This window comes from Streptomyces enissocaesilis (assembly GCF_039533765.1).
GTDB classification, from domain to species: Bacteria; Actinomycetota; Actinomycetes; order Streptomycetales; family Streptomycetaceae; genus Streptomyces; species Streptomyces enissocaesilis.
In genome coordinates this window covers 1-25454 of record NZ_BAAAUD010000046.1, presented here as the reverse complement: position 1 = coordinate 25454, position 25454 = coordinate 1, and the positions used below count along the sequence as shown (strand labels likewise).

21 protein-coding genes and 1 pseudogene are annotated in these 25454 nt (G+C 72.9%); 16 read left to right on the top strand and 6 right to left on the bottom strand.

Features of this window, described 5'->3' with window-relative positions; genetic code table 11:
- On the bottom strand, nucleotides 1-521 hold a 521-nt coding region (locus ABD374_RS22415), incomplete at its 3' end, for a helix-turn-helix transcriptional regulator (protein ID WP_344497388.1).
- 155 nt (nucleotides 522-676) lie between these two features.
- On the opposite strand from ABD374_RS22415, the gene ABD374_RS22410 reads away from it, so the two are divergent.
- Nucleotides 677-2227 carry a cell division protein PerM gene (locus tag ABD374_RS22410; RefSeq protein ID WP_344497387.1) on the top strand — a complete coding sequence of 517 codons (1551 nt, stop codon included), beginning with the start codon at nucleotides 677-679 and terminating at the stop codon, nucleotides 2225-2227.
- A gap of 22 nt (nucleotides 2228-2249) precedes the next feature.
- On the opposite strand, the gene ABD374_RS22405 is transcribed toward ABD374_RS22410, so the two are convergent.
- The gene (locus tag ABD374_RS22405) at nucleotides 2250-3032 is read right to left on the bottom strand and encodes a hypothetical protein (protein ID WP_344497386.1); all 783 of its coding nucleotides are present in this window, start codon (nucleotides 3030-3032) and stop codon (nucleotides 2250-2252) included.
- 264 nt (nucleotides 3033-3296) lie between these two features.
- On the opposite strand from ABD374_RS22405, the gene purN reads away from it, so the two are divergent.
- Nucleotides 3297-3965, top strand: coding sequence for a phosphoribosylglycinamide formyltransferase (gene purN / locus ABD374_RS22400; RefSeq protein WP_344497385.1), 669 nt, complete (start codon nucleotides 3297-3299; stop codon nucleotides 3963-3965).
- Between the two features lie 23 nt (nucleotides 3966-3988).
- On the top strand, nucleotides 3989-5524 hold the full coding sequence (gene purH / locus ABD374_RS22395; protein WP_344497384.1) for a bifunctional phosphoribosylaminoimidazolecarboxamide formyltransferase/IMP cyclohydrolase: 1536 nt from the start codon (nucleotides 3989-3991) through the stop codon (nucleotides 5522-5524).
- 66 nt (nucleotides 5525-5590) lie between these two features.
- Here purH and ABD374_RS22390 read toward each other — a convergent pair whose 3' ends face one another.
- On the bottom strand, nucleotides 5591-6199 hold the full coding sequence (locus ABD374_RS22390; RefSeq protein WP_344497383.1) for a hypothetical protein: 609 nt from the start codon (nucleotides 6197-6199) through the stop codon (nucleotides 5591-5593).
- Between the two features lie 268 nt (nucleotides 6200-6467).
- Here ABD374_RS22390 and ABD374_RS22385 point away from each other — a divergent pair, with 268 nt between their 5' ends.
- From ABD374_RS22385 to ABD374_RS22345, 9 genes are all read left to right on the top strand, one after another.
- Nucleotides 6468-7343, top strand: a complete 876-nt coding sequence (locus ABD374_RS22385; RefSeq protein ID WP_344497382.1) for a bifunctional methylenetetrahydrofolate dehydrogenase/methenyltetrahydrofolate cyclohydrolase — start codon at nucleotides 6468-6470, stop codon at nucleotides 7341-7343.
- A gap of 20 nt (nucleotides 7344-7363) precedes the next feature.
- Complete coding sequence (locus ABD374_RS22380; RefSeq protein WP_344497381.1) at nucleotides 7364-7969, top strand: DUF3017 domain-containing protein; 606 nt, start codon at nucleotides 7364-7366, stop codon at nucleotides 7967-7969.
- Nucleotides 7970-8336: 367 nt separating this feature from the next.
- The gene (locus ABD374_RS22375; RefSeq protein WP_344497380.1) at nucleotides 8337-9446 is read left to right on the top strand and encodes an XRE family transcriptional regulator; all 1110 of its coding nucleotides are present in this window, start codon (nucleotides 8337-8339) and stop codon (nucleotides 9444-9446) included.
- A gap of 238 nt (nucleotides 9447-9684) precedes the next feature.
- Complete coding sequence (locus ABD374_RS22370) at nucleotides 9685-10674, top strand: malate dehydrogenase (protein WP_344497379.1); 990 nt, start codon at nucleotides 9685-9687, stop codon at nucleotides 10672-10674.
- Nucleotides 10675-11191: 517 nt separating this feature from the next.
- The gene (locus ABD374_RS22365; RefSeq protein WP_344497378.1) at nucleotides 11192-12694 is read left to right on the top strand and encodes an aldehyde dehydrogenase family protein; all 1503 of its coding nucleotides are present in this window, start codon (nucleotides 11192-11194) and stop codon (nucleotides 12692-12694) included.
- Between the two features lie 73 nt (nucleotides 12695-12767).
- Nucleotides 12768-14300 carry a GMC family oxidoreductase gene (locus ABD374_RS22360; RefSeq protein ID WP_344497377.1) on the top strand — a complete coding sequence of 511 codons (1533 nt, stop codon included), beginning with the start codon at nucleotides 12768-12770 and terminating at the stop codon, nucleotides 14298-14300.
- Nucleotides 14300-15355, top strand: coding sequence for a quaternary amine ABC transporter ATP-binding protein (locus ABD374_RS22355; protein ID WP_344497376.1), 1056 nt, complete (start codon nucleotides 14300-14302; stop codon nucleotides 15353-15355). Before ABD374_RS22360 ends, ABD374_RS22355 begins: the two co-directional genes overlap by 1 nt.
- Nucleotides 15352-17358, top strand: a complete 2007-nt coding sequence (locus tag ABD374_RS22350) for an ABC transporter permease (RefSeq protein WP_344497375.1) — start codon at nucleotides 15352-15354, stop codon at nucleotides 17356-17358. The genes ABD374_RS22355 and ABD374_RS22350 overlap by 4 nt, the downstream gene beginning before the upstream one ends.
- Nucleotides 17359-17414: 56 nt before the next feature.
- A complete protein-coding gene (locus tag ABD374_RS22345) occupies nucleotides 17415-18380 on the top strand; it encodes an ABC transporter substrate-binding protein (protein WP_344497374.1) in 966 nt (321 codons plus the stop codon).
- Nucleotides 18381-18443: 63 nt separating this feature from the next.
- Here ABD374_RS22345 and ABD374_RS22340 read toward each other — a convergent pair whose 3' ends face one another.
- Nucleotides 18444-18980: a carboxymuconolactone decarboxylase family protein gene (locus ABD374_RS22340; protein ID WP_344497373.1), complete on the bottom strand. Its 537-nt coding sequence runs from the start codon at nucleotides 18978-18980 to the stop codon at nucleotides 18444-18446.
- Nucleotides 18981-19027: 47 nt separating this feature from the next.
- On the opposite strand from ABD374_RS22340, the gene pdxR reads away from it, so the two are divergent.
- On the top strand, nucleotides 19028-20470 hold the full coding sequence (pdxR, locus tag ABD374_RS22335; protein WP_344497372.1) for a MocR-like pyridoxine biosynthesis transcription factor PdxR: 1443 nt from the start codon (nucleotides 19028-19030) through the stop codon (nucleotides 20468-20470).
- A 222-nt stretch (nucleotides 20471-20692) separates the two neighbouring features.
- On the opposite strand, the gene ABD374_RS22330 is transcribed toward pdxR, so the two are convergent.
- Nucleotides 20693-21556 (bottom strand): DMT family protein, encoded by an 864-nt coding sequence (locus ABD374_RS22330; protein ID WP_344497371.1) that lies wholly within the window; start codon nucleotides 21554-21556, stop codon nucleotides 20693-20695.
- A gap of 362 nt (nucleotides 21557-21918) precedes the next feature.
- Between ABD374_RS22330 and ABD374_RS22325 the strand changes: the two genes are divergently transcribed.
- Together ABD374_RS22325 and ABD374_RS22320 are read left to right on the top strand one after the other, a co-directional pair.
- Nucleotides 21919-23112 carry a glutathionylspermidine synthase family protein gene (locus tag ABD374_RS22325; protein ID WP_344497370.1) on the top strand — a complete coding sequence of 398 codons (1194 nt, stop codon included), beginning with the start codon at nucleotides 21919-21921 and terminating at the stop codon, nucleotides 23110-23112.
- Nucleotides 23113-23269: 157 nt separating this feature from the next.
- Nucleotides 23270-23818 carry a hypothetical protein gene (locus ABD374_RS22320; protein WP_344497369.1) on the top strand — a complete coding sequence of 183 codons (549 nt, stop codon included), beginning with the start codon at nucleotides 23270-23272 and terminating at the stop codon, nucleotides 23816-23818.
- A gap of 94 nt (nucleotides 23819-23912) precedes the next feature.
- Here the strand turns inward: ABD374_RS22320 and rocD are convergent, their stop codons facing one another.
- Complete coding sequence (rocD, locus tag ABD374_RS22315) at nucleotides 23913-25130, bottom strand: ornithine--oxo-acid transaminase (RefSeq protein ID WP_344497368.1); 1218 nt, start codon at nucleotides 25128-25130, stop codon at nucleotides 23913-23915.
- Nucleotides 25131-25202: 72 nt separating this feature from the next.
- Between rocD and ABD374_RS22310 the strand changes: the two are divergent.
- Nucleotides 25203-25454: pseudogene (locus ABD374_RS22310) on the top strand (2-oxoglutarate dehydrogenase, E2 component, dihydrolipoamide succinyltransferase); the annotation flags it as partial.

The following is a 25454-nucleotide window of genomic DNA, read 5'->3' as shown; positions in this document are numbered from 1 at the left end:
GTGGGTGCGGGGGTGGGTGCGGGGGTGGGAGTGGGTGCGGGTGCGAGGGCGGGGGGCTGCTCCGGTTCTGGTTCCTGGGGCAGTGCGGGTGCGGGTGCAGGTGCGGATGCGGGCGCGGGTGCGGGGGCTTCGGGGCCGGTGCCGTGCCGGGGCGTCTCCTCGGGCGCCGGACGTTCGGGTACGTCGGTCTGTTCGGGGTGGTCGCGTTCGGCGCCCTGCGGGGAGCACCCCGGCGCGTCCCCTCCCGGCATCGCGGGTTCCGTGGCGGCGCCGGGCGCGTCCTCGGCGCCGGGCGCGCCCTCGGGGTCGTGCGCCCCGGCGAGCAGCTTGGCGTACGCCGCGCGCTGCGCGCCGCGCTTGGGGTTCCTCCGGCCGGACTCCCATGAGGCGACCGTCTCGCGGGTGACGCCCAGGGCGGCGGCCACCTGCTCCTGGGTCAGCGATTTCGCTTCGCGCAGCCTGCGCCGTTCCTTGGCGGAGGGCAGCGGGGTGGCGGGGGCGGATTCGGCGCGCTGCGTCATCGGAATCCCCCCACAGCGCTGCACCAGGCGAAAAAGTACATAAACGTATATTGAGCGACACGGCAGTCGATCACGTGTTACACGCATTAAGCGCGTGTCGTTGACAGCATGGCCGGGTGACTCAAGTGACCCATCGCGGTACGTGGTTGCCGCCCGTGCCCAGCCGTTCCTCCGCGCAGGCCGCCTGTTTCGTGCGGGGAGCGGTCGCCGCGGGGCTCGGTCTGGGTTCGCTCGCCGTCCTGGTGACGGTGCTGTGGATCAGCTCTCCGTACCCCGACAGCGGGCCCGGCGGGGCGCTGCGCGTCGCCGCCGGGCTGTGGCTGCTGGCCCACGGGGCCGAGCTCGTCCGGTACGACACGCTGTCCGGTGTCCCCGCGCCCGTGGGGCTGACTCCGATGCTGCTCGCGGTGGTGCCGGTATGGCTCGCGCACCGGACCGCGCGCGACGCGCTGGAACCCCGGGGCGGGCGGCCGCAACCGTCGGCATGGGTGGTGTGGTGGGGCGTTGCGGGTGGTTATGCGGTGGTGGGGGCTGTCGCGCTGCTGTACGCGTACGGCGGGCCGCTGCCCGCCGGGGTGCTCAGCACGGTGCTGCACCTGCCCGTCGTCGCGGCGGCGGGCGCGGCGGGCGGGGTGTGGACGGCGAACGGGCGCCCGCTCGGGCCGCTGCCGGACTGGGTGCCGGAGGGCGTGCGAAAGGCCGTGGTGCGCTCCCGGTTCCGGGTCGCGCTGCGGGCCGCCGGGGCGGGGACCGCGGTGCTGCTGGGCGGCGGCGCGGTGGTCGCGCTGGTGTCACTGGTGTGGCACGCGGGGGCGGCGCAGGGGGCGTTCCTGCGGCTGGCGGGGGTGTGGTCCGGGCAGTTCGCGCTCGTACTGCTGATGCTGGCGCTCGCGCCGAACGTGGCCGTGTGGGGCGCCGCGTACGGGCTCGGTCCCGGATTCGCCCTCGGCGCGGGCGCGACGGTCACGCCGCTGGGTGTGGCGGGGGCACCGGCGCTGCCGCACTTTCCGCTGCTCGCGGCGGTTCCGGCCGGTGCGGGAACGACGCCGGCCGCCTGGGCGACGCTGGCCGTGCCGGTCGCGGCGGCGGCCGCGGTCGCGTGGTGCACGGTACGCACGGCCGCGCCCCCCTTCGCCGTACGGGAGGAAGCCTGGACCGCCCGCGAAACGGCCCTCGCGGCCGCCCTGGCCGGCGTGGGGTGCGCGGTGGCGATGGCGGTCCTGGCGGTGCCGGCGGGCGGTCCGCTGGGCGCGGGGGCGCTGTCGGAGTTCGGGCCGGTGTGGTGGCGTACGGGCGGTGCGGCGCTGGTGTGGACGGTGGCGCTGGGGGTCCCGGGCGCGCTCGCCCTGCGCGCGTGGCGCCTGCGTGACCGCACCCCCCGCGCCTGGGGCGGTACGACGACGCTGCCGTCGGACGCGGTGGAGGAGGAGGAGACCGGTGCGGCGAAGCGCGGGTGGTGGCGGCGGGCGGACGAGACGCCGTGGCGGCGTCCGGAAGGGCCCGGATCCGTTGCCGACGACGTCGCCGGACCGTACGACGGCGAAGCCGACTTCTTCCCCGTCGGCGATCCCGCGGCCAGTACGGACGTGGACTGGCACGACAACGGCGTGCTCGAGGTGAGAGGGGCGGCGCCGGAGGAGGAGCCCGGGGACGGGGCGCCCGGGGACGCGGCGGACGGGGCGCCCGCCGCGCCCCCGCCGCCGTAGGGCAGGGGGCGGCCCGGCCGGGTCACTCCTTCACGCCGAAGACCGGACGCAGGGACTTCGGGAGCAGTTCGTTGCAGGACACCTGCGCGGACTGGGTCAGGGAGTCCTGCACACACGTGTAGTAGTCGCGGTAGACCAGCTGCACCGTGAACGTCGTCGCCACGATCACGAGCGCGAGCGCCGCCGTGACCAGCCCGCTCACCGCCGCCGTCGTCTGCGGTTTCGTGCTGCCGGCCGTCGGCGCGGACATCCCCGCGGGTGCGGCCGGCGCGACGGCGTCCGCCGCCGCGCCCTGCCCCCGCCGCGGCTTCGCGCGCAGCGAGCTGATGCCCCAGTACAGCGCCAGCGCTCCCAGCAGCAGCGCGACCTCGGGGAGGTCGAACAGGGCGAAGAAGAACGCCCACATGCCGGAGAGCAGCGCGTAACGCGCCCGGCGCTGCGCCGGGTCCGTGGGATCCCACCGCAGCCCCGTGTTGTTTCCGCCGCCCGGACCGCCCGGCCCCTCGGGGCCGCCCTGGCGCCCGCCCCATCCACCGTCCTGGTGGCCCGGCTGGCGGGGGCTCCACCGGCCGCCCTGCGAGGACTCGTCCCCGTCGCCCCGGCCACCGCCGTCCGCCGGCTCGCGCGGCCGCCACGGTTCGTCGGGCCGCCCCTCGGGCGGCGGCGCGAAGGGATTGTCGTCCCCCTGCGGCGACGGGGTCGACGAGGACTGGCGTTCCCGCAGCAGCAACTGAGAACCCCGCTGTCCGGCGTACGTCTCGGACAGCGGGAGGCGGAGAGCCGCGCGGCGGCGTCGGTCCGTCATCTGGTGAACGTCTTCCCCTCAGACCCGGTGCACAGAGGGTCTTGTGTGTCGTCTGTTCCCGTCCGGAGACGGATGGTCGCCGTCCGCGGACGGACTCCTGTCCCCTGACGCTACCTCCCGGCCGCGTACCCGTCCCGTGGGGGCCGCTCGGTGTGCCGGTATCGTTGCCGACGGTTGGCGTCTTCGTAGAGTTCCCCGTATCGGGAGGCTCGATTCGTTCGTACGACCACACAAGCCGCACCATCCGCGAGAAAGAGACCCGCCGTGGCCTCCCCGCCCCCTCCGCAGACCGCTTCCCCCCGTGCCCCCGGCGCGCCGGCCCGCATCGTCGTCCTGGTCTCCGGCTCCGGTACGAACCTCCAGGCCCTGCTCGACGCCATCGGCGACGACCCCGCCGCGTACGGCGCGCGGATCGTGGCCGTCGGCGCCGACCGGGACGGGATCGCGGGTCTGGAGCGCGCCGAGCGCGCCGGAGTGCCGACCTTCGTCCGCCGCGTGAAGGACTTCTCCTCGCGCGAGGAGTGGGACCTGGCGCTGGCCGGGGCCACGGCGGCGTACGAGCCCGACCTGGTGGTGTCGGCCGGCTTCATGAAGATCGTGGGCAAGGAGTTCCTCGCGCGCTTCGGCGGCCGGGTCGTGAACACCCACCCCGCCCTGCTGCCCAGTTTCCCCGGGGCCCACGGCGTGCGCGACGCACTCGCGTACGGCGCGAAGGTCACCGGATGCACCGTCCACTTCGTCGACGACGGCGTCGACACCGGCCCGATCATCGCGCAGGGCGTGGTCGAGGTCCGGGACGAGGACTACGAAGACGGTGGTGCCGCTCTTCACGAGCGCATCAAGGAAGTCGAGCGACGGCTGCTCGTCGATGTCGTGGGGCGCCTGGCCCGTAACGGCTATCACATCGAGGGACGAAAGGTAGTTATCCAGTGACCGCCGAAGGTACGAAGCGGCCCATGCGCCGCGCGTTGGTCAGCGTCTACGACAAGACGGGCCTCGAAGAGCTGGCCCGCGGCCTGCACGAGGCGGGCGTCACCCTGGTCTCCACCGGCTCCACCGCCGGGAGGATCGCCGCGGCCGGCGTCCCGGTCACCAAGGTCGAGGAGCTCACCGGCTTCCCCGAGTGCCTGGACGGCCGTGTCAAGACGCTGCACCCGCGCGTCCACGCCGGCATCCTCGCCGACCTGCGCCTCGACGCGCACCGCGCGCAGCTGGAGGAGCTGGGGGTGGAGCCGTTCGACCTCGTGGTCGTCAACCTCTACCCGTTCAAGGAGACCGTCGCCTCCGGCGCGAGTGCGGACGAGTGCGTCGAGCAGATCGACATCGGCGGCCCGTCGATGGTCCGCGCCGCCGCCAAGAACCACCCGTCGGTCGCGGTCGTCACCAGCCCCGAGCGGTACGCCGACGTCCTCGACGCGGTCAAGGACGGCGGATTCGACCTGACGGCCCGCAAGCGTCTGGCGGCCGAGGCCTTCCAGCACACGGCGGCGTACGACGTGGCGGTCGCCTCCTGGTTCGCCGCCGACTACGCGGCCGCGGACGACAGCGGCTTCCCGGACTTCCTCGGTTCGGCGTACGAGCGCAAGAACGTCCTGCGGTACGGCGAGAACCCGCACCAGCCCGCGGCGCTCTACACCTCCGGCACGGGCGGCCTCGCCGAGGCGGAGCAGCTGCACGGCAAGGAGATGTCGTACAACAACTTCACGGACACTGAGGCCGCGCGGCGCGCCGCGTACGACCAGACCGAGCCCTGTGTCGCGATCATCAAGCACGCCAACCCGTGCGGCATCGCCGTCGGCGCGGACGTCGCCGAGGCGCACCGCAAGGCGCACGCCTGCGACCCGCTGTCCGCCTTCGGCGGTGTGATCGCCGTCAACCGACCGGTGTCGGTGGCGATGGCCGAGCAGGTCGCGGAGATCTTCACCGAGGTCATCGTCGCCCCGGGGTACGAGGACGGCGCCGTCGAGGTGCTGGCCCGCAAGAAGAACATCCGCGTGCTGGTCTGCCCCGACGCCCCGTCGGACGTCGTCGAGGTCAAGGCGATCGACGGCGGCGCGCTGCTCCAGGTCACCGACCGGCTCCAGGCCGAGGGCGACGACCCGTCCACCTGGACGCTCGCCACCGGCGAGGCGCTCTCCGACGCCGAACTCGCCGAGCTGGCCTTCGCCTGGCGCACCTGCCGCGCCGTGAAGTCCAACGCGATCCTGCTCGCCAAGGGTGGCGCGTCGGTGGGCGTCGGCATGGGGCAGGTCAACCGCGTCGACTCCGCGAAGCTCGCGGTGGAACGTGCGGGCGTGGAGCGCGCGCAGGGGGCGTACGCCGCCTCCGACGCGTTCTTCCCGTTCCCGGACGGGCTGGAGATCCTGCTGGACGCCGGGGTCAAGGCCGTGGTCCAGCCGGGCGGTTCGGTCCGTGACGAGCAGGTCGTCGAGGCCGCGAAGAAGGCGGGCGCGACGATGTACTTCACCGGCACGCGCCACTTCTTCCACTGAGGAACGACGGAAGGCCGCAATCCCCCAGGGGATCGCGGCCTTCGCCGTCCGGGTGCGCCCCGCGCGTTACGCGCGCTGGCGGTTGAACCACTGTCCGCCGTCGGACTTGGCGAGGAACACGATGATCAGGACGGCCAGGACCGTGTGGACCAGGCCGACCAGGATGAACGGGTAGATGCCGAGCAGAGCGGTGATCGCGCCGAACACGATGGTGGTGATGCGGATGCCGTTGCCGCCGCTGCCGAACTTCACGGCGAGGAAGATCGCGAGCACGCCCCACAGCAGGACCAGGACGGTGCCGCCCCACAGCGCGCCGGACGACATGTCCGCCAGGTCCTGGAACTGGACGTCGTTCCTGAGCGACGGCTCGTTCTTGGCCGCGCTGATGGTGACGGCGGTGAGCCCGAAGAGGATCGCGCCGATGACCTGGAAGCCCGCGATGACGTACAGCATGACGCGGGCGGCCTTCACACCGCCCGGCATCTCCTGCGGCACGCCCGGGTAACCGCCGTACTGCTGCTGCACCGGCGGAGCCTGCGGGTAGCCGTAACCGGGCTGCTGGCCCTGGGGCGGCACGCCCTGGGGGGCCTGCTGCGGGTAGCCGTAGCCGGGCTGGCCCTGCTGGCCGCCCTGCTGACCCTGCGCGTACGGATTGTTCGGGTCGCCGAAGCTCATGGCGGGGTTCCTCCGTTGGAAGTGCTGGGGACGACGCGGCCGGCGCGGAAGGAACTCTGCCCAACAGACCGGTTCTGCCCCCCGCCGCTGTCCGCGGCACTGCGCCGATCATCGTCGTGGGCCGCTCGTCCCCTTGTCCAGCGGGTATCCGTATGTGTTGTGCAAGTGCAACCTCGGGGCCGCGCCGGGGCGGTCCGGGGGCCGCGGGCGCGTCCGGCCGCCGGGGTCTGATTGGAACCCGGGCGGGTCCATCCGCGAGGATGGGGTCATGAGCGCCCAGATTCTCGATGGCAAGGCCACCGCAGCCGCGATCAAGTCCGACCTGACCGCCCGCGTGGCGGCTCTGAAGTCCAAGGGCGTCGTCCCCGGGCTCGGCACCGTGCTGGTCGGTGACGACCCCGGCAGCAAGTGGTACGTCGCGGGCAAGCACCGGGACTGCGCCCAGGTGGGCATCGCGTCGATCCAGCGCGAACTGCCCGCGACCGCCTCCCAGGAGGAGATCGAGGCGGTGGTGCGGGAGCTCAACGAGAACCCGGAGTGCACGGGTTACATCGTCCAGCTCCCGCTCCCCAAGGGCATCGACACCAACCGCGTCCTGGAGCTGATGGACCCGGCCAAGGACGCCGACGGCCTGCACCCGATGAGCCTCGGCCGGCTCGTGATCGGCGAGCCCGGCCCGCTGCCGTGCACGCCGTACGGCATCGTCCAGCTGCTCCGCCACCACGGCGTGGAGATCAACGGGGCGAACGTCGTGGTCGTCGGCCGCGGCATCACCATCGGCCGCCCGATGCCGCTGGTGCTGACCCGCAAGTCCGAGAACGCGACGGTGACGCAGTGCCACACCGGCACGCGCGACCTGTCCGCGCACCTCAGGCAGGCGGACATCGTCATCGCCGCGGCGGGTGTGCCGCACCTGATCAAGCCCGAGGACGTCAGGCCGGGCGCGGCCGTGCTCGACGTCGGCGTCAGCCGGGACGAGGACGGCAAGATCGTCGGAGACGTCCACCCGGGCGTCGCGGAGGTCGCCGGCTGGGTCGCTCCGAACCCGGGCGGCGTCGGCCCGATGACCCGCGCCCAGCTGCTGGTCAACGTCGTCGAGGCGGCGGAGCGCGCCGCCGCCGACGCCGACTCCGCCGCGAGCTGACCGGGAAGGAAGCGCCACCCATGGCTGCTGGTACAAGCCCGGACGACCCGGCCGCCACCGTGGAGGCCGTCGGGGAGGCGGTCGCGCGCGACGCGGAAGGCACCGGGGACGCGGAAGGCGCCCGCGACGCGGAGGGCACCGGGGACGCGGAAGAGGCCATCGGCGCGGAAGAGCCCGAGCCGATGGCCAAGGGTGTCGTCAGCGCGCCGGGCCCGGACGGGCCCGTCCGGACCACGCGGCGCTTCCCGATGTTCACCCGGGACACCGCGCGGCCCGAGGGCGGCGGGCGGGCCGCGTCCGGGGACGCCGTGGCCCCGGTCCGGCAGTGGCCGTTCCTGACCGTCCTCGGCACGACCGGGCTGGGGCTGTTCCTCGTCGCGGTCGACGCGTTCGGCATCGGCTTCCGCATCGGCACGCTGCTGATCGGCCTGGCCCTGATCTCCGGCGCCGTGATACGTCGACTGGTCCCGTCCGTGGGCATGCTGGCCGTGCGCTCGCGCTTCACCGACATGGCGACGTACGGCCTGCTCGGCACCGTCATCGTGCTGCTCGCGCTGATGGCCCAGCCCAGGCCGTGGCTGGAGTTCCCGTTCCTGGAGGCGGCGGTCCGCTTCACGGTGCGGTAGGGAAGCGGCGGGGACCAGGGAGCCGGGGGGCCGGCGTCCGGTCCCGCGACGTCCGCCGTGCCGGGCCGAGGCGCGGCGTCCGGTCTCCGGTTTTCCCGTACGTGACCGGGCAGCGCGGCGGCGACCGCCGCCGAGGCCTGCCGGGCCGCCACGACGGGGCAGTTTTCCGGGAGTCCGGGAATCCGGGAGGGGCGCGCGGGGGGAGCACGCCGCATCCCGAACGCTCCCGTGCGCTCCTGCCCCCGGAACTGCCATCCTGGCTTCGCGCATCCCTCTGTTCGGTCCGGGCCACGGACCGTGAGGGGTTCGGCAGGGGGACACGAGAGCACGGGGCACATCAGGCACGTACGGGGGACAGGGGGAAGCGATGCCTCGTTGGAAGGATCTGCCGGAGGAACTCGATCCTCAGGTCAAGGAGTTCACCGACCAGCTGCGCCGGCTCGTCGACCGGAGCGGACTCGGCGTCTCGGCGGTGGCGGACCGGACGGGCTACAGCAAGACGTCCTGGGAGCGTTATCTGAACGGCCGGCTGCTCGCACCCCGGGGCGCGGTCCTCGCGCTGGCCGAGGTGACCGGTACGAACGCGGTCCACCTGACCACCATGTGGGAGCTCGCGGAACACGCGTGGAGCCGCTCCGAGATGCGCCACGACATGACCATGGAAGCGATCCGCGTCTCGCAGGCGCGCGCCGCCCTGGGCGGGTCCGGCCGGACCGCCGCGCCCATCATGGGCGGCGGGCCGGGCCGGCGCACCGCCGGTACGGGAACGGGCGGACGTACGCCGCAGGACTTCGGCACACCGCGGCAGCGGACCGGCAGGGGGCCGGGGCCGGGGCGGGGCGCGGGAACAGTGCCGGGCCCGGGCTCGCCGGACGGCCGGCGCGGACACCGGAAGGTCGCGATGTTCCTCGCGGGCGTCGTGGGCGCGCTCCTGGTCATGGCGGCCGTCGTACTGCTGACCGACCTCGGCGGCGAGGGCAAGGACAAGGACCTCGTCCTGAAGGACAAGCCGACGGCCCGGCCGGCCACTTCGGCCCCCGGACTGCCCCTCGGCGTCGAGTGCAGCGGCGACGCCTGCACGGGCAAGGACCCGGAGACCATGGGCTGCGGCGGTGAGTTCGCCGAGACGACGGCCAGCGCGACCGTGGGCACCTCCCTCGTCGAGGTCCGGTACAGCAAGACCTGCGGGGCGGCGTGGGCGCGTATCACCCGGGCGGCAGTGGGCGACACGGTGCGGATCACCAGGGCCGGGACCGCCGAGGGACAGAACGGCCTGGTCGACGCGGACAAGGACGCGTACACCCCCATGGTCGCCGTCACCCGGGCCGGTGACGCGAAGGCGTGCGCGACCCTGGCGTCCGGCGTCAAGGGCTGCGCCACCCAGGAACAGCCGGCGAAAACAGCCGGCGAAGAGGGGAATGCCCGCGCCCGTACGGGGAACGCGTATGACATCCCCCCACGGGTGCACGGCACCTGACGGGCGGCCGCCCGCGCTTCCCCCCCTCCCGCGCGGGCGGCCGCCCGCGTTCGGGGGATGTGCGCTCCACCACACGGGATCGGGAGATCGTCGCCCCCCGGGTCGGATAGCCTGACCGCTGGATATCTCTTCACGTCAAGATTCAGCCGCCGGACCGGCGTCGGAGTCGGGGCGTACCGGGGATGTCCAGCAACGAGGGGCAGGGACCCCCACCGCCAGCTGTCTTACGGAGATCGCCATGACCCGCACTCCCGTGAATGTCACCGTCACCGGCGCGGCCGGCCAGATCGGCTACGCGCTGCTCTTCCGCATCGCCTCCGGCCACCTGCTCGGCGCGGATGTGCCGGTCAAGCTGCGTCTCCTGGAGATCCCGCAGGGCCTGAAGGCCGCCGAGGGCACCGCCATGGAGCTCGACGACTGCGCCTTCCCGCTGCTCCAGGGCATCGAGATCACCGACGACCCGAACGTCGGCTTCGACGGCGCCAACGTCGCCCTCCTCGTGGGCGCCCGCCCGCGCACGAAGGGCATGGAGCGCGGTGACCTGCTGTCCGCCAACGGCGGCATCTTCAAGCCGCAGGGCAAGGCCATCAACGACAACGCCGCGGACGACATCAAGGTCCTCGTCGTCGGCAACCCGGCCAACACCAACGCGCTCATCGCGCAGGCCGCGGCCCCGGACGTACCGGCCGAGCGCTTCACCGCGATGACCCGTCTGGACCACAACCGCGCGCTGTCGCAGCTCGCGAAGAAGACCGGCGCCCCGGTCTCCGACATCAAGCGCCTCACCATCTGGGGCAACCACTCGGCGACCCAGTACCCGGACATCTTCCACGCGGAGATCGCCGGCAAGAACGCCGCCGAGGTCGTGGGCGACGAGCAGTGGCTGGCCGACACCTTCATCCCGACCGTCGCCAAGCGCGGCGCGGCGATCATCGAGGCCCGCGGCGCGTCCTCGGCCGCCTCGGCCGCCAACGCCGCCATCGACCACGTCCACACGTGGGTCAACGGCACGGCGGCCGGCGACTGGACGTCGATGGGCATCCCGTCGGACGGCTCCTACGGCGTCCCGGAGGGCCTCATCTCCTCCTTCCCGGTCACCTGCAAGGACGGCAAGTACGAGATCGTCCAGGGCCTGGACGTCAACGAGTTCTCCCGCGCGCGCATCGACGCGTCGGTGCAGGAGCTCAAGGAAGAGCGCGACGCGGTGCGCGAGCTCGGCCTGATCTGATCCCAGTGTTCAGCGTCTCGCGTTCAGCGTTTCGCGGCTACGCGCCGACGCCCCCGGCAGCCGGTCCGACCGGCCGCCGGGGGCGTCGGCGTGCTCCGTCCGCGTACCGGACCGCGCCCCCGGCCGATCGACGACGCGGAGGTCATCGGGCGCGTCGTCCCCCTGGCCGAAAACCTCCGTGTCCCCTCACCGCACGGATCGCCGGAGCGCGCAGCCTCCGTGCGGGGCCGGTTGCGCGGACTCTGGGCCGGGCGTCTTCGCCGCCTCCGTCGGTGACCTGTACGTCGTGATCGTGGCGGCACCCGCCGCCCAGTGGCCGCTGCGGCGGGAGATCGTGGGTACGGCGGTCGGTCACTTCACGCCAGATAGCAGATTTTGAAAGCTTCTGATCCGTAATGTTCGTGATGCGGAGCACTTTCGGCCATCCGTTGCGCATGGTTCTTGCCCATCGGGGGAGGGCTCCCGATCGCCGGTCTTTATCGGCGGAACATATCGGGAACGGAAGGCGAAACGCGACGTGTCGGGACAGCAGACCATTCATGTGGGCGGCAAGTGGCGGGCGGCCGCTTCCGGTGCCACGCGCGAGATCATCGACCCCGCGGACGCCAAGCCCTTCGCCGTCGTCGCCGAGGGGGGCGCCGCGGACGTCGACGCCGCGGTGGCGGCGGCCCGTACCGCGTTCGACTCGGGCGAGTGGCCCCGCACCCCGGTGGCCGAGCGGGCCGCGCTGCTGCGGCGCGTCGCCGGGCTGCTCCAGCGGGACCGCGAGGAGATCGCGCTCCTGGAGAGCCGTGACGCCGGGAAGACCCTGGAAGAGGGCCGGGTCGACGTCGACTGCGTGAGCGACGCCTTCCGTTACTTCGCCGACCTCGTCGTGGGCGAGAGCGGCGGCCGGGTCGTCGACGCCGGATCGCCCCGGATCCACAGCGTCGTCGTGCACGAGCCGGTCGGCGTCTGCGCGCTCATCGCACCCTGGAACTACCCGCTGCTCCAGGCGAGTTGGAAGATCGCCCCGGCCCTGGCCGCGGGCAACACCTTCGTGGTCAAGCCGAGCGAGATCACTCCGCTGACGACCGTCGCGCTCATCGAACTGCTGGCCGAAGCAGGGCTTCCGGCCGGTGTCGCCAACCTCGTCACCGGTGCGGGCGACCCCGTCGGCGCACGCATGGCGGAGCACCCCGATGTCGACCTCGTCTCGTTCACGGGCGGCCTCGCCAGTGGTACGAAGGTCATGCGGGCCGCCGCCGTCACCGTCAAGAAGGTCGCGCTGGAGCTGGGCGGCAAGAACCCCAACGTCGTCTTCGCCGACGCCTGCGCGACCGAAGAGGGCTTCGACACCGCCGTAGACCAGGCCCTGAACGCCGCCTTCATCCACAGCGGCCAGGTCTGCTCGGCCGGTTCCCGGCTCATCGTCGAGGAGTCCGTGCGCGAGCGCTTCGTCGCCGAACTCGCCCGCCGGGCCGCGAGGATCCGCCTCGGCCGCGGCACGGCCGACGGCGTGGAATGCGGGCCGCTCGTCTCCGCGCAGCAGCTGGCGAAGACCGAGATGTACGTCGCCTCCGCGCTGGAGGAGGGCGCGGTCCTGCGCTCCGGCGGCGCCCGGCCCGAACCGTCCGACGTACGGCCGGCCGACGGCTACTTCTACGCCCCGACCGTCCTCGACCAGTGCCACCGCGAGATGCGCGTCGTACGCGAGGAGGTCTTCGGGCCGGTCCTGACGGTGGAGACCTTCCGTACCGAGGACGAGGCCGTCACCCTCGCCAACGACACCGAGTACGGCCTGGCCGGCGGCGTGTGGACGGCCGACGCCGGGCGCGCGCGGCGCGTCGCGGGGCGGCTGCGGCACGGCACCGTGTGGATCAACGACTTCCACCCCTACCTGCCGCAGGCGGAGTGGGGCGGCTTCGGCAAGTCGGGCATCGGGCGCGAGCTCGGGCCCTCCGGACTCGCCGAGTACCGCGAGGCCAAGCACGTCTACCAGAACCTGGAACCGCGCCCGGTGCGCTGGTTCGCGGGCTGAAGCCCCCGCACCCTCCCCCCCCCATTACGCGACAGCACTTTGTGGCGCCCCGCACGAAGAGGAGCAGCAACCCATGCCCGTATACGACTACGTCGTCGTCGGCGGCGGAACCGCGGGTTCGGTGATCGCGTCCCGGCTCACCGAGGACCCGTCCGTCCGCGTCGCCGTCATCGAAGGCGGTCCCTCCGACGTCGACCGCCCCGAAGTCCTCACGCTGCGCCGCTGGATGGGCCTGCTGGGCGGTGAGCTCGACTACGACTACCCCACCACCGAGCAGCCACGCGGCAACTCCCACATCCGGCACAGCCGCGCCCGCGTCCTGGGCGGCTGCTCCTCGCACAACACCCTCATCGCCTTCCAGCCGCTGCCGTCCGACTGGGACGAGTGGGCGACCGCCGGCGCCGAGGGGTGGGACGCCGCCTCCATGGCGCCGTACTTCCACCGGCTGCGCAACAACATCGTGCCGGTCGACGAGAAGGACCGGAACGCCATCGCCCGCGACTTCGTCGACGCCGCGCGAGACGCCCTCGGCGTGCCGCGCGTGGAAGGGTTCAACAAGGAGCCCTTCCACGAGGGCGTCGGCTTCTTCGACCTCGCGTACCACCCGGAGGACAACAAGCGCTCGTCCGCCTCGGTCGCGTACCTGCATCCCTTCCTCGACCGGCCGAACCTCCACATCATGCTGGAGACCTGGGCGTACAAGCTGGAGTTCGACGGGACCCGGGCGACCGGTGTGCGCGTCCGGACGAAGGACGGGGAGGAGGTCCTCGTCGAGGCCGGTCGTGAAGTGCTGCTGTGCGCGGGCGCGGTGGACACCCCGCGGCTGCTGCTGCACTCCGGCATCGGTCCGAAGGCCGACCTCGAGGCGCTCGGGATACCCGTCGTGCACGACCTGCCCGGCGTCGGCGAGAACCTGCTCGACCACCCGGAGTCGGTCATCGTCTGGGAGACGGACGGGCCGATACCCGAGAACTCGGCGATGGACTCCGACGCGGGCCTGTTCGTACGGCGCGACGCGGCGAGCCGCGGCCCGGACCTGATGTTCCACTTCTACCAGATCCCGTTCACCGACAACCCCGAGCGCCTCGGCTACGAGCGGCCCGAGCACGGCGTGTCGATGACCCCCAACATCCCCAAGCCGCACAGCCGCGGTCGGCTCTTCCTGACCAGCGCCGACCCGTCCGTGAAGCCCGCCCTGGACTTCCGCTACTTCACGGACGAGGACGACTACGACGCCCGGACACTCGTCGACGGCATCCGCATCGCCCGCGAGATAGCCAAGTCCGAGCCGCTGGCGAAGTGGCTCAAGCGCGAGGTCTGCCCCGGCCCCGAGGTCACCTCCGACGAGGACATCAGCGAGTACGCCCGCAAGGTCGCGCACACCGTGTACCACCCGGCGGGCACCTGCCGCATGGGTGCCGACTGGGACGAACGTGCCGTGGTGTCACCGGACTTGAAGGTCCGCGGCCTCGACGGCATCCGCATCGCCGACGCTTCCGTCTTCCCGACGATGCCCGCCGTGAACCCGATGATCGGGGTCCTGATGGTCGGGGAGAAGTGCGCCGAACTGCTTGTCCCGACCACCGCACCGGGAGGTGACGCGTGATGACCACAGCCGAACCGGTCTTCTCCGTACGGAACCTGTGGAAGGTCTTCGGACCGAAGGCCGACCGGATACCCGCCGATGCGGACTGCGCCGGCCTGTCCGCCGACGAGCTGCGGGCCCGCACCGGCTGCACCGCCGCCGTGCGTGACGTCTCCTTCGACGTGCGCAAGGGGGAGGTCTTCGTCGTCATGGGGCTGTCCGGCTCCGGCAAGTCCACCCTCGTACGCTGCCTGACCCGGCTCGTCGAGCCCACCTCCGGCACCATCGCCATCGACGGCGAGGACGTCCTGTCCATGGACCGGACGCGGCTGCGCGAACTGCGCCGCCACCGCGCCTCCATGGTCTTCCAGCACTTCGGCCTGCTGCCGCACCGCTCCGTCCTCGACAACGTCGCCTACGGCCTGGAGATCCAGGGCATGGGCCGCTCCGCGCGGCGCGCCAGGGCCGCCGAGATCGTCGAGAAGGTCGGCCTGGCGGGGATGGGGGAGCGCCGGCCCGGTCAGCTCTCCGGCGGGCAGCAGCAGCGCGTGGGCCTGGCCCGCGCCCTCGCCGTCGACCCCGAAGTACTGCTCTTCGACGAGCCGTTCAGCGCCCTCGACCCGCTGATCCGCCGCGACATGCAGGAGGAAGTCGTCCGCCTGCACCACGAGGAGGGCCGCACCATGGTCTTCATCACCCACGACCTGAGCGAGGCGCTGCGGCTCGGCGACCGGATCGCGCTGATGCGGGACGGCCGGATCGTGCAGCTCGGCACCCCGGAGGAGATCGTCGGCGCGCCCGCCGACGACTACGTGCGGGACTTCGTGCGCGACGTACCGCGCGAGCAGGTCATGACCGTACGCACGGCCATGCGCCCCGCCGACGACGCGCGCGAGACCGAGACCGGCGTGTCCGTCTCCCCCGACGCCACCGTCTCGGCCGCCATCGAGGCCGTCGCCCGCACCGGTGCGCCCGCCCGCGTCATGGAGAACGGACGCTGCGTCGGCATCGTCGACCACCAGGGGCTGCTCGCCGTCGTCGCGGGCCTGGGCACGACGAAGGCGGTCGCCGCATGACGGCGGTCGTCACCGCGCCCGTGGAGGACAAGGCGGCGGCAGGGGGCGCGCCGGGCCGGTTCGCCGCTGCCGTACGTCACCGGGCCGGCCGGAAGCTGCTCGCGCTGGCCGTCGCCGCGTTCGTGCTCGTACCGCTCGGCGCCGTGCTGTGGGGCGGCGGCGGCTGGCCCGCCGGCCTGACCGTCGACGTGTCGGGTCCGCTCGACGACGCCAACACGTGGGTCATCGACCACCGCGACACCCACCCCCTCTTCCTGTACTTCCTGCTGCACCTCTCCAACACCGCCACCGACGCGGTCTCCGCCGTCTACAACGGCCTGAACGCGCTCGGCTGGCCGGGCTTCGCCGTCCTGGCGGTGCTCTTCGCGTGGCGCGCCGCCGGGCTCGACCGGCGCGGCGCGAAGACGGCGGGCACCGCGGCCGCCGTGTTCGCCGTCTGCGGGCTGCTCGGCATGTGGGACGCCACGCTGCTCACCATCGCGCTGATGGTCGTGGCCGTGGCGCTCGCCTCCGTACTGGGCATCCTGCTCGGGCTCGTGGCCGGACTCTCCGACCGCTTCCACCGGATGCTGCGCCCGGTGCTCGACACGATGCAGGTCATGCCGGCCTTCGCCTACCTGCTGCCGTTCGTGCTCGTCTTCGGCACCGGTACGCCCGCGGCCCTCCTCTGCACGGTCATCTACGCCGCCCCGCCGATGGCCCGCCTCACGGCGCTCGGACTGCGCGGCGCCGACGCCGGCGTCCTGGAGGCCGCGGCCTCGCTCGGCGCGAACGGACGGCAGCGGCTGTGGACGGCGCGGCTGCCGCTGGCCCGCAAGGAGATGCTGCTCGGCCTCAACCAGACGATCATGATGGCGCTCTCGATGGTCGTCATCGCGGCCCTCGTCGGCGCCGGCGGCCTCGGCGAAGAGGTCTACTCGGCGCTGTCCACGGTCGACGTCGGCAAGGCGCTCTCGGCCGGTGTCCCGATCGTGCTGATCGCGGTCTGGCTCGACCGCACCACCGCGGCGGCGGGCGAGCGGCTCGCCGCCACCGCGCCGGGCGGCTCCCGGCTGCTGCACGGATGGCGCGGCTGGGCGCTGGTCGCGGCGGTCACCGCGGCCGCCGCCGTGACCGGCCGCGCGCTGTCGGCGCGGACCTGGCCGGAAGGCTGGACGTACGACATCTCCACGCCCGTCAACAGGGCCCAGGACTGGGTCACCGCGCACCTCGCCTCGGGCGTCCCGGTCCTCGGCGGCACGGACGTCTGGTCGGAGAACTTCACGCTGTGGGTGCTCAACCCGCTGCGCGACGGTCTGGTCTGGCTGCCCTGGTGGGCGCTGCTGCTGCTCGTCGCCGCTCTGGCGTGGCTGGCCGGGTCGTGGGCGACCGCGCTCACCTCGACGCTCGCGATGGGCGCCGTCGGCGTGCTCGGCGTATGGACGAAGTCCCTCGACACGCTCTCCCAGGTGATCGCGGCGCTCGTCGTGACGCTGCTGCTGGGCTTCGCGCTCGGCATCGCGGCGGCGCGGGCGGGGCGCTTCGAGCGGTGGATGCGGCCGGTGCTGGACGCGATGCAGACGATGCCGCAGTTCGTGTACCTGATCCCGGTGGTCGCGCTGTTCGGCGTCACACGCGCGTCCGCGATCATCGCGGCCGTCGTGTACGCGCTGCCCGCCGTCGTCCGCATCACCACCCGGGGCATCAGGGACGTCGACCCGTCCGCGCTGGAGGCCGCGCGCTCCCTGGGCGCGAGCCCCCGGCAGCAGCTCCTCCAGGTCCAGCTGCCGCTGGCCCGTCCGGCGCTCCAGCTCGCCGTCAACCAGGGCGTGGTCCTGGTGCTCGCGGTGGTCGTCGTCGGCGGCCTCGTCGGCGGCGGCGCGCTCGGTTACGACGTGGTGAAGGGCCTCTCGCGCGGTGAGATGGGCGTCGGCATGACCGCCGGCGCGGCGATCGTCTGCCTCGGACTCGTGCTCGACCGGCTCACCCAGCCCGGCACGGCCCGCGCCCGCTCCCGCGGCTGACCGCCCGCCCGCTCGCCTCCGCCGCCCTTCCCGCCGAGAAGAGAGACCCCCTCACCATGCGCACGAACACGCGGAAACTCCGTACGGCCACCGCTTGCGCCGCCGCCCTCGGACTGCTCGCGCTCAGCGGGTGCACAGCCGCCGAGACCGGCAGGAGCAGCGTCGTCGGCGGCACGAAGACCGTCAGGCTGACCGTCCCGTCGTGGGTCGGGGCCCAGGCCAACACCGCTGTGGCGGCGTACCTCCTGGAGGAGGAACTGGGCTACACGGTCAGGACCCAGCAGATGGGCGAGGTCCTCGCGTGGGACGCGCTGTCGAGGGGCAACATCGACGGGATCCTGGAGGACTGGGGCCACCCCGAGGAGGAGAAGCGGTACGTCGACACCAAGAAGACCGTCGTCAGGGGCGGCGACCTCGGTGTCACCGGGCACATCGGCTGGTTCGTGCCGAAGTACTACGCGGACAAGCACCCGGACGTCACGGACTGGAGGAACCTCAACAAGTACGCCGAGGACTTCCGGACCGCGGAGAGCGGCGGCAAGGGCGAGCTCCTCGAAGGATCCCCCGACTACGTCACCAACGACGACGCGATCATCAAGAACCTGAAGCTGGACCTGAAGACGACCTACGCCGGCTCCGAGGCCAGCCAGATCACGGCCATGCAGAAGTACGCCGAGGCCAAGAAGCCGTTCCTGACGTACTGGTGGACGCCGCAGTGGCTGAACGCCGAGATCGACATGGTCGAGGTGAAGCTGCCCGAGTACGAGGAAGGCTGCGACGCCGTCCCGGAGAAGACCGCCTGCGGCTACCCGAAGACGCCGCTCCAGAAGTTCTTCAACGCGGACTTCGCGAAGAACGGCGGCGAGGCGGCGGAGTTCCTGAAGAACTTCAGGTGGACGACCGAGCAGCAGAACGAGGTCGCCCTGATGATCGCGGACGAGAAGATGGCGCCCGAGGCCGCGGCCGAGAAGTGGGTCGAGGCGAACGAGTCGACGTGGAAGGCCTGGATGCCGGAGAAGTGAGCGGCGGCCGAGGCGGGACGGGGGGCCCGCTGCCCGTACCGGCGGCGGGCCCCCCGCCGTGCGTCAGCGCTTGATGGCGCCCGGGGTGTAGTGGCCCGGGACCATGCGGGTCGTCACGCCGAACCGGTTCCAGGAGTTGATGGCCGTGATCAGGGCCGTCAGCCGGGCCAGCTGGGCCTCGTCGAAGTGCTCGGCGGCCTTCTCCCACACCGCGTCGGGGACGAACCCGTCCGTCAGGACGGTCACGGCCTCGGTGAGTTCGAGCGCCGCGGCCTCCTGCTCCGTGTAGAAGTGCCGGGACTCCTCCCAGGCGGTGAGCTGGATGATCCGCTCGGCCGACTCGCCCGCGGCGAGTGCTTCCTTGGCGTGCATGTCGATGCAGAAGGCGCAGTGGTTGATCTGCGAGGCGCGGATCTTGACCAGCTCGACGAGGACGGGGTCGAGGCCCTTCTTCGCCGCGATCTCGAACCCGATCATGGCCTTGTAGACATCGGGCGCCAGCTTCGCCCAGTCCAGGCGGGGCGTGTGCTCGTGGGCGTACTCGGTGGTCGTGGCGTTCGCGTCCGGCGTCGCCGTGTCTGTCGTCGTGTCTGTGCTCATGGGGACGACGCTACGGGCCCGTCGGCCCACCGGTATGGTCCATTTCCGTGACGAGTTCATGGGCCAATGCGGCGGCGGCCGATGTCACCGCCGGAGTCGACCTCCATGTCGAGCTGAGCGGCCGCGGGCTGCGTACGGGCCTGATGGACGCCCTGCGCGAAGCCGTCCGCACGGGCCGGCTGGCCCCCGGCACCCGGCTGCCGCCCTCCCGCTCCCTCGCCGTCGACCTCGGCATCGCCCGCAACACCGTCGCCGACGCGTACGCCGGCCTGGTCGCCGAGGGCTGGCTCACCGCCCGCCAGGGCTCGGGCACGCATGTCGCCCAGCGGGCCGCACCCCAGCGGGCCGCCTCCCAGCGGGCCGTCGGCCGGCCGGCCGACGGGTCCCGGCGCGGTGCCCGCCGCACACCGGCGTACAGTCTCCTGCCCGGCGCCCCCGACCTCGCGTCCTTTCCGCGTGCCGAGTGGCTGAAGGCGGCCAGACGCGCGCTGACCGCCGCGCCCCACGACGCCTTCGGGTACGGCGATCCGCGCGGGCGCGTCGAACTGCGCACCGCCGTCGCCGCGTACCTGGCCCGGGCGCGCGGCGTACGGGCCACGCCGGACCGGGTCGTCATCTGCTCGGGCTTCGCGCACGGGCTGATGCTCATGGCGAAGGTGCTGAGGAAGCGCCGCGCACGGGAGGTGGCGGTGGAGTCGTACGGCCTCGACGTCCACCGGAACCTGCTCGCCGACGCGGGACTGCGCACCCCGGCGCTGGGGTTCGACGGGCTCGGCTCGCGCACCGGGGAGCTGGGGGAGCTGCGGGGCGCCGGGGCGGTGCTGCTGACGGCGGCCCACCAGTTCCCGATCGGGGTCGCGCTGCATCCGGACCGCCGCGCGGCCGCCGTCGACTGGGCGCGCGGTACGGGCGGACTGATCCTGGAGGACGACTACGACGGGGAGTTCCGCTACGACCGGCAGTCCGTCGGCGCCCTCCAGGGACTCGATCCGGAACGCGTGGTCTACCTGGGGACGGCGAGCAAGTCGCTCGCGCCGGGCCTGCGGCTGGGCTGGATGGTGCTGCCCCGGGAACTCGTGGAGGAGGTGGTGGAGGCCAAGGGGCCGGTCGACTGGGTGTCGAGCGCGCCGGACCAGCTCACGCTCGCGGAGTTCGTCGGCTCGGGGGCGTACGACCGCCATGTGCGCTCCATGCGGCTGCGCTACCGGCGGCGCCGCGACCAGCTGGTGGCGGCGCTGGCGGAGCGGGCGCCGGACGTACGGGTGACGGGGGTCGCGGCCGGGCTGCACGCGGTGCTCGAACTGCCGGCGGGCACGGAACGGTCCGTGGTGCAGGCGGCGGCGTGGCAGGGGCTCGCGCTGCACGGCGTGGACAGCTTCCGGCATCCGTCGGTGGAGCGGGACCGGGACGCACTGGTCATCGGATACGGGACACCGCCGGACAGCGCGTGGGCGGGGGCACTGGACGCGCTGTGCCGGGCGCTGCCGTGAACCGCGGGTGACGGCTCGGCCCGGACAGGAAACCGGACAGGAAAGGGGGAGCCCCGGCCGGACGGGGGGACCGACCGGGGCCGTGTGGGGTGTGGGTGCGGCGGACGCCTTCCGGCTTCTCCTTCCGCCCCACATAAGGGTGAACGATAAACCACTCCGGTGGGTTCCCGGTCGGCGGCCTCGGCTTCGGCTTCCGTCCCGGACCCGGCTTCCGCCCCGGCCTCAGTCTTTTCTGGAAGGGGCCGGGGTCGTCTCCTGTGCCACCGCGCCGACCGCCGCCTCGCCGAACCGGGCCAGAGCGAGCGCCCCCGCCACCGCCACCACGAACCCCACGACCGCGGCCGCCGCCAGGCCGTCCCGCGTACGGTCGCCGAGCCAGACGACGCCCACCACGGCCGGGCCGACCGTCTCACCCACCACCATCCCCGCCGTCGCCGTGGTCACCGAACCGCGCTGGAACGCCGAGGCGAGCAGCAGGAACGCCGCGCCGCCGGCCAGCAGCAGCGCGTACGCGGCGGGGTCGGCGACGAGTGGCGGAGGCGTCGGGCCGTCGAGCAGCCGCACCGAGACCGACACCACCCCGAAGCCGGTGCCCGCGCCGAGCCCCAGGACCAGGGCGCGGGACCGGCCGGGCAGGCGGCCCGCCGGCGCGCCCGCGAGCAGCACGGCGCACGCGATGCCCAGCAGGGCGTACCGCAGGGCGGGCGGGCCCTCGCTCCCGCCCTCCGCGCCGGAGGAGAACCCGAGCACCGCCAGGCCCGCGCAGACCGCGGCCACCGCGCCCCACTCCGTACGGCTGAGGCGGACCCCCAGCACACGGGCGGCGGCCACCGCGGTGACGGCGAGGCTGGCGGCCTGGGCCGCCTCGACGGCGTACAGCGGAAGGGTGAGCAGGGCGACGACCTGGAGCGCGAAGCTGAGGCCGTAGAGGGCGAGACCGACGGTGTACCGCCACTGGCGCAGGGCGCGCAGCAGCAGCGTCACGTCGATTCCGCTGCCGCTGCCGGGCCGGGTGGCGCGGGTCGCGACGGCCTGGAGGACGGAGGCCGTACCGATGCAGACCGCCGAACAGAGCGCGCAGATCATCCCAAGGAGCACAAAACGACTCTAGAGGGGAGAGGATCGCGCACCGGGTTCCGGTGGCGGAAGCGGGCCCTCTAGTCTGGCGGAGGGTCCGGAGGACCGGTTCGAACGACGGGGAAGGGGCCGGAACATGGCGGTACGACGGCGCAAACTGAGGTCGGGCACCGTGCTGCTCGGCGGCATGGGCGTCCTCGCGGCGACGCTCACCGCCTGCGGCTCGGAGCCCGACCGGCGGTGCGTGGACCCGAAGACCCACAAGGTGCTGCCCGANAGTCCGCGGTCGACCGGGGCGGTTTCGGTTCCGGCTCGGGCTCCGGCGGCGGCTGACGGACCGTGGAATCTCCAGGCACCCCGGGTACGCGCCGATGAAGCGACACACGATCGAACCCCGCCCCGGCTGGCAGCGGACCGTCGAGGAGCAGGGCCTCGTCTATCCGCTGACCCGTTTCCCCGACGGGTCGCTGCGCCCGTACTGGGACGAGAGCGCGTACTACGCGTTCTCGCTGCCCGAGGTCGAGGCGCTGGAGGAGGTCGTCGAGGAACTGCACGCCATGTGCCTGGCCGCCGCCGCGCACATCGTCGAGCACGACCGCTTCGCCGACCTCGGCATCACGGATCCGGGACTGGCCTCGCGCGTCGCCGCCTCCTGGCACCGCCGGGCCGAACTTCCTTCCGTCTACGGGCGGTTCGACCTGCGGTACGACGGCACGGGCCCGGCCAAGATGCTGGAGTACAACGCCGACACGCCCACCTCGCTGGTGGAGGCGGCCAGCCCGCAGTGGTTCTGGATGGAGGAGCGCTTCCCCGGCGCCGACCAGTGGAACTCCCTGCACGAGCGGCTCGTCGACGCCTGGCGGCGTCAGGCGCCGCTCCTGCCGCCCGGGCCGCTGCACTTCGTCCACTCGGAGGGCGACGAGCTCGGCGAGGACCTGATGACGGTCGCGTACCTGCGCGAGACCGCCCAGCAGGCCGGCATCGCCACCGAGGCGCTGTCCGTCGAACAGATCGGCTGGGACCGGCTCTCGGGCCGCTTCGTCGACGGCCGTCTGCGCTTCATCCGCAGCTGCTTCAAGCTCTACCCGTGGGAGTGGCTGACGACCGACCGCTTCGGCCCGCACGTCCTGGAGACCCTCGACAACGGCGGCGGCACCGGCACCACCTGCTGGATCGAGCCGGCCTGGAAGATGCTGCTCTCCAACAAGGCGCTGCTGGCGGTCCTCTGGGAGCTCTACCCCGGCCACCCGAACCTGCTCGCCGCGTACCTCGACGGCCCGCGCGAACTGGCCGCGGCCGACGGCCCCGGGTACGTGGCCAAGCCGCTGCTCGGCCGCGAGGGCGCGGGCGTCACGGTCCACGAGCCGGGCGCGGCCCCCGCTCCGGCCACGGGCGAACAGCGCCTCTGCTACCAGGAACTGGCCCCGCTGCCCGACTTCGACGGCAACCGGGTGGTGCTCGGAGCGTGGGTCGTCGAGAACGAGGCGGCCGGTCTCGGCATCCGCGAGTCGTCCGGCCTGATCACGGACGAGTACGCCCGTTTCCTGCCCCACGTCATCCTCTGAGAGCCGGCGGCGGTCCGGGGCGTCAGCCCAATGGGCCACCCCGCGTGCAGCGCGCCGCCCCGAAGGACACTCTGCTCACGTGGACCGGGGTGAGGTCCAGGGGAGGGCCAGCTCAGGCCCGGCGCATCCGCCGGGCCCTCACTCTCCAGGAGTTCGCATGCCCGCACGCACGGCCAAGGCGGCGCTCGCGCTCGCCGTCGTCTCCTCGTTGGCCCTGGCAGCCGGTCCGGCGCAGGCCGGGAACGACAACGCTGGCAGAGAGAAGAAGAGGCAGGCCGACCTCGCCAAGGCTTATGTGGCGACGGCCAAGTACCTCTGGGAGCCGCTCGCGGTGAAGCACGGCTTCGAGCGGACCGACGCGTGCGCGGACCTGCCGGGCGCGGGCGGCATGGGTTATCACTACGTCAATCGGAAGAACATCGGGTCCACGGACCCGGCCCGGCCGGCGGCCCTGCTGTACGAGCCCGGGCCGAAGGGCGAGAAGCGGAAGCTGGTGGCGGTGGAGTACCTCGTCGTCGACCGCGACCAGAACCTGGAGACGGACGACGACCGCCCGTCGATGTTCGGCAAGAAGTTCGACGGGCCGATGGAAGGCCACGAGCCGGGCATGCCGATCCACTACGACCTGCATGTCTGGCTGTACAAGTCCAACCCGAAGGGATTGTTCGACCCGTGGAACCCCACGGTGCGCTGCCCCGCGAGCTGACCGCGACCTGAGCGCCACCCGGCCGCGCTCCGACCGCGCCCGTGCGTTCACCGCGGGACCCCGCAGCGAACGCACGGGCGCGGGCAGGCCCCCCCTACCCCTGGCCCTGGTCCTCCAGCACCGCGACGAGCTGGTCGAGGCCCCAGTCCAGGTCCTCCTTGCTGATCACCAGCGGCGGGGCGATCCGGATCGTCGAACCGTGGGTGTCCTTGACCAGCACGCCCCGGTCCATCAGCTTCTCGGAGAGCTGCCGGCCGGTGCCGAGCGACGGGGCGATGTCGATGCCCGCCCACAGCCCGCGGCCGCGCACCGCCTCCACCGCGCCACCGCCCACCAGCAGCCCCAGCTTCTGGTGGAGGTGGTCGCCGAGCTCGGTGGCGCGCTCCTGGAACTCGCCGGTGCGCAGCATCGCGATGACCTCCAGCGCCACCGCGCAGGCCAGCGGGTTCCCGCCGAACGTCGAACCGTGCTCGCCCGGCCCGTACACGCCCAGCACCTCGGCCGACGACACGACCGCGGACACCGGTACGACGCCGCCGCCCAGCGCCTTGCCCAGGACGTACATGTCCGGGACCACGCCCTCGTGCTCGCAGGCGAAGGTCCTGCCCGTACGTCCGAGGCCCGACTGGATCTCGTCCGCGACGAAGAGGACGTTCCGCGCGCGGGTCAGCTCCCGCACGCCCGCCAGGTACCCGGCCGGCGGGACCAGGACCCCCGCCTCGCCCTGGATGGGTTCGAGCAGCACGGCCACGGTGTTGTCGGTCACCGCGGCGTCCAGCGCCGTCAGATCGCCGTACGGAACGATCTCGAACCCCGGCGTGTAGGGGCCGAAGTCCGCGCGCGCCTCGGGGTCCGTCGAGAAGCTGACGACGGTCGTCGTACGGCCGTGGAAGTTGTTGGCCGCGACGACGATCTTCGCCGTGCCGTCCATCACGCCCTTGACCTTGTAGCCCCACTTGCGCGCCGTCTTCACGGCGGTCTCCACCGCCTCGGCCCCGGTGTTCATCGGCAGCACCATGTCCATGCCGCACAGTTCGGCGAGGCGCGCGCAGAACTCGGCGAACCGGTCGTGGTGGAAGGCCCGCGAGGTCAGCGTCACCCTGTCCAGCTGCGCCTTGGCCGCATCGATGAGCCGGCGGTTGCCGTGGCCGAAGTTGAGCGCGGAGTACCCGGCGAGCATGTCGAGGTAGCGGCGCCCCTCGACATCGGTCATCCAGGCGCCCTCCGCCGAAGCGACGACGACGGGGAGCGGATGGTAGTTGTGCGCGCTGTGCGCCTCCGCAGAGGTGATGGCGGCTTGGGTGGTCGGCACGGGGTCTCCGATCGTCGAGACGAATCCATCCGGCGAGGGGCGGGAACGACGCCCCTTTCTATCGTCGCTCGAATGCCGGACGAACAAACCACGCGTGACGGCGGGGCCGCTGGGGTGGCGGTACGCACGGCGACTGGCGTACGCGGAACGGACCGCACCTGTGCCGCGCCCAGGCCCGCACCCGCTCCCCGCACCCGCTCCCCGCACCCGCTCCCCGCACCCGCACCCGCTCCCCGCACCCGCTCCCCGCACCCGCTCCCCGCACCCGCACCCGCTCCCCGCACCCGCTCCCCGCACCCGCTCCCCGCACCCGCTCCCCGCACC